Genomic DNA, 4,052 nt, shown 5'->3' with positions numbered 1-4,052 from the left:
TCAGTTAATTGATGAATTTTTTTGCTACAATTGTCTGGCAAGTAATGTGAGTGAGTTCAACAGCACCATGTGCAGTTTATCTGCTTCCTTTTAGTGAGGTTGATCTTGGTCAGTATATTGTTTTTGTAAAAGTCATATCATAGAAACGGCTCTATGCTCGAGCTAACTTAGTCAATTAGTTGATAAAGTCGGGATTATTCGAGCATGAGGCTGTTAATAACCTTGTTTTAATCAAGGGTTTTAATTATGATCGCTTCTATTTTAAAATTTCGAAAAATTAACCTGCTGTAACTGATGTTCTCAATATAGCAAGTGTTGAGAATCATAGTGGAGATAAGTGGATGAGCAATGCGCCTGTAGACAATGGCCGACGTCGCTTTTTAACCATAGCTACCTCTGTTGTAGGTGGTGTTGGTGCGGCTGGGGCTGCTGTTCCTTTTATTGCGTCTTGGAATCCAAGTGAGCGAGCTAAATCTGCGGGTGCGCCTGTAGAAGTAGATATCAGCAAACTTGAGCCGGGACAATTAATACGTGTCGAGTGGCGTGGTAAACCTGTATGGGTTGTATCACGAACCCCTAAAATGCTTGAGCAGATGAAAGAACACGAAGGTCAACTTCGTGATCCGCAATCGCAAGAGCCACAACAATTAGAATCATCAACCAATGATTTCCGTTCATTACGCCCTGAGATATTTCTCGCGGTAGGTATTTGTACGCATTTAGGGTGTTCACCTGGCTTTTTCCAAGGTAATTTTGGTGAAAAGGTTGAGGGAACAGATGATGGTTTCTACTGTCCATGTCACGGTTCTAAATTTGATATGGCTGGCCGTGTATTTAAATCGGTACCTGCCCCGTTAAACTTAGAAATACCACCTTACACATTTCTTGATGATACCACTATTTTAGTGGGCGAAGAAAAAGGGGTAGCCTAATGTTCGGTAAAATTATTGGTTGGATAGACGACCGTATCCCAATGACACGTGTTTGGAACATGCATATTGCACAGTATCCAGCACCGAAAAACTTTAACTTCTGGTATTTCTTTGGCTCATTGGCCATGTTAGTACTAGTAAACCAAATTCTTACCGGGATTTGGTTAACGATGAACTTTGTTCCGTCTTCTGAGGGCGCATTCGCTTCAGTAGAATACATCATGCGTGATGTAGAATACGGCTGGTTACTACGTTATTTGCACTCAACAGGTGCATCAGCGTTTTTCATCGTTGTATATATGCATATGTTCCGTGGCATGATCTACGGTTCTTACCAAAAACCACGTGAATTACTGTGGTTATTCGGTATGTTTATCTTCTTAGCGTTAATGGCTGAAGCATTCATGGGTTACTTATTACCATGGGGTCAAATGTCATTCTGGGGTGCACAGGTAATCATTTCACTATTCGGGGCTATTCCGGTTATTGGTGATGACTTAACACTTTGGATCCGTGGTGATTATGTAATATCAGGTGCAACGCTTAACCGCTTCTTTGCATTACATGTTATTGCTTTACCATTGGTTATCGTAATTTTAGTATTCTTACACATTGTGGCACTGCACGAAGTGGGTTCAAATAACCCTGACGGTGTTGAGATCAAGCGTAAGAAAGGCTCTGTTGCTGAAGAAGATAAGCCTAAATTTAAATTCCATGAGTATTACACTGACAAGAAAGATATTGTTGATGCGATTCCGTTCCATCCTTATTACACAGTAAAAGATATTGTGGGTGTGGTTGGTTTCTTAATCTTGTTTTGTTGGGTGGTGTTCTTTATGCCTGCGATGAATGGTTTCTTCCTTGAAGGACCAAACTTTGAAGCGGCAAACCCACTTAAAACACCTGAACATATTTTCCCAGTTTGGTACTTTACGCCATTCTATGCAATCTTACGTGCAATCCCAGATAAACTAATTGGTGTTGCTGCGATGGGTGCATCGATTGTAGTGCTGGCGTTATTACCTTGGCTTGACCGTGGCACAGTGAAATCGGTTCGTTACCGTTGTGGCTTCCATAAATGGAACATCGCAGGTTTTGTTGTTACTTTCGTGCTTCTTGGTTGGGTGGGTGCAACTCCACAAACTGATATGAAGACGATCATTTCACAAATCTGTACTGTGACTTACTTTATGTTCTTCGTACTGTTGTTTGTATACAGTAAGAATGAAAAAACTAAGCCATTGCCAGAGAGGTTAACGAAATGATGAAAAAGCTAATTATCGGTTTATTTGCTTTATCAATAAACGTATTGCCGGCAATGGCGGCAGGTCCATCGGTTCCATTAATGGAAGCCGGTAATGACCTAACTGATCAGCCTTCGTTGCAACGTGGTGCAAAGTTGTTCATGAACTACTGTCTTGGTTGTCACCAAATGCAGTATCAGCGTTATGAGCGTACTTTCCGTGATATCGGTATTCCAACAGCCGTTGGCCTTGAGCAGTTAATTTTTGACGGTTCAAAAGTTGGTAGCCATATCACTAACGCAATTACTAAAGATGATGCAGCAAAATGGTTTGGTGCGGCTCCGCCGGATCTAACTCTAATTGCACGTGTAAAATCTCCGGATTATATTTACACGTACTTAAAGTCATTTTATAAAGATGAATCTCGTCCGTTTGGAGTTAACAATATTGTTTTCCCATCGGTAGGTATGCCTCACGTTTTGCAAGAACTGCAAGGTTTACCAACGCCTATTACTGAAGAAGTCGAAGAACATGGTCACACTGTGACTAAAGTTATTGGTACTGAAACAGATGGGACTGGCGAAATGAGTGTAGACGAGTACGATCAAGCGGCTCGTGACTTAACTAACTTCCTTGAGTACGTGGGTGAACCTTCACGTCTTGAATCAGAAGCGTTAGGTATCAAGGTTATCGGATTCTTAGTTATCCTATTTATCTTGGCATTCATGTTGAAGAAAGAATACTGGAGAGATGTTCATTAATTTTGAACATATTTAAAGGTAATTTTGCAATAGGGGCTTAAGCCCCTTTTGCTGTTTTTGTTATTTAATGGAGGTAGGCATGGCCGTAGCTGCCAATAAGCGCCCTGTAATGACCCTTTTTTCTGGTGCTAACTGTATGTATAGCCATCAAGTACGCATTGTACTTGCTGAAAAAGGCGTAAGTGTAGATATTCATCTGGCCGAAAAGGACAACCTGCCAGAAGCACTTCATGAAATTAACCCTTACGGTACAGTGCCAACACTGATTGACCGTGAGCTTGGTTTATATCAGGCAAACATCATCATGGAATACCTTGATGAACGTTTTCCTCACCCTCCACTAATGCCTGTTTATCCGGTAATGCGTGGCCGCAGCCGTTTAATGATGCATCGCATCGACACAGATTGGTACAGCCTTGCTGCTAAAATTTATGCTAATGGCGCTGAATCAGCGCAAGCGCGTAAAGAACTAACAGAAGCTTTACTTGCTGTTTCAGCAATCTTTACTGAAGCTCCTTACTTTATGAGTGAAGAGTTTAGTTTAGTTGATTGTTACTTAGCACCATTACTATGGCGTTTACCAGAGCTTGGTATTGAGCTAACTGGTGCAGGTTCTAAAGAGATGAAAGAATATATGATCCGTTTATTTGAGCGTGAATCATTCCAAGCTTCTCTTACTGAAACTGAGCGCGAGATCCGTTTGTAATGACGCCTAATCGTCCTTATTTACTTCGTGCTTTCTTTGATTGGATTGTTGATAATCAGTGTACACCGCATTTAGTGGTTAATGCTGATTTTCCAGCCGTGCAAATACCAACACAGTTTGTTCAAGATGGACAAATTGTGTTGAATATTAGCCCATCAGCTGTCACACAATTCTCAATGGATAATCAGCAGTTAAGCTTTAGTGCCCGCTTTGGTGGTCAGCCAATGCAAGTATACGTGCCAATTGGTGCCGTGCTTGCTATCTATGCCCGCGAAAACGGTGAAGGCACTGTGTTTACTGCAGATGAGTTTTTAGAAGATGAAGACGAGTTTGCAGCTGAGTTAGAAAGTGTTGATATCGCAGATGAATTATTACCTGACGAGCCAGCTCCTTCTAAGCCTGAAAAGAA

The 4,052-nt window shown here is 41.4% G+C and carries 5 protein-coding genes; all 5 read left to right on the top strand.

Translation table 11 applies throughout. The annotated features are described in order from the left end of the window. Positions 1 to 341: 341 nt before the first annotated feature. Positions 342 to 932 (top strand): ubiquinol-cytochrome c reductase iron-sulfur subunit, encoded by a 591-nt coding sequence (petA, locus tag H5232_RS22480; protein ID WP_182719667.1) that lies wholly within the window; start codon positions 342 to 344, stop codon positions 930 to 932. After that, positions 932 to 2,197 carry a cytochrome b N-terminal domain-containing protein gene (locus tag H5232_RS22475; protein ID WP_149980603.1) on the top strand — a complete coding sequence of 422 codons (1,266 nt, stop codon included), beginning with the start codon at positions 932 to 934 and terminating at the stop codon, positions 2,195 to 2,197. The genes petA and H5232_RS22475 overlap by 1 nt, the downstream gene beginning before the upstream one ends. Then, the gene (locus H5232_RS22470) at positions 2,194 to 2,937 is read left to right on the top strand and encodes a cytochrome c1 (protein ID WP_182719666.1); all 744 of its coding nucleotides are present in this window, start codon (positions 2,194 to 2,196) and stop codon (positions 2,935 to 2,937) included. Before H5232_RS22475 ends, H5232_RS22470 begins: the two co-directional genes overlap by 4 nt. A gap of 79 nt (positions 2,938 to 3,016) precedes the next feature. Then, positions 3,017 to 3,643 (top strand): stringent starvation protein SspA, encoded by a 627-nt coding sequence (gene sspA, locus H5232_RS22465; protein WP_064667929.1) that lies wholly within the window; start codon positions 3,017 to 3,019, stop codon positions 3,641 to 3,643. Then, positions 3,643 to 4,052 (top strand): ClpXP protease specificity-enhancing factor (locus tag H5232_RS22460; protein ID WP_182831558.1); only part of this gene is annotated, 410 nt, incomplete at its 3' end. The genes sspA and H5232_RS22460, both read left to right, overlap by 1 nt.

The organism is Pseudoalteromonas sp. SG41-5 (genome assembly GCF_014164495.1).
Lineage (GTDB): Bacteria > Pseudomonadota > Gammaproteobacteria > Enterobacterales > Alteromonadaceae > Pseudoalteromonas > Pseudoalteromonas rhizosphaerae.
This window is presented reverse-complemented; position numbering and strand designations above follow the sequence as displayed.

What these genes read in the sequence shown, in the direction of transcription:
- petA (WP_182719667.1), top strand. Translation starts at nt 342, where the DNA reads ATGAGCAATGCGCCTGTAGACAATGGCCGACGTCGCTTTTTAACCATA.
- sspA (WP_064667929.1), top strand. Translation starts at nt 3,017, where the DNA reads ATGGCCGTAGCTGCCAATAAGCGCCCTGTAATGACCCTTTTTTCTGGT.
- H5232_RS22470 (WP_182719666.1), top strand. Translation starts at nt 2,194, where the DNA reads ATGATGAAAAAGCTAATTATCGGTTTATTTGCTTTATCAATAAACGTA.
- H5232_RS22475 (WP_149980603.1), top strand. Translation starts at nt 932, where the DNA reads ATGTTCGGTAAAATTATTGGTTGGATAGACGACCGTATCCCAATGACA.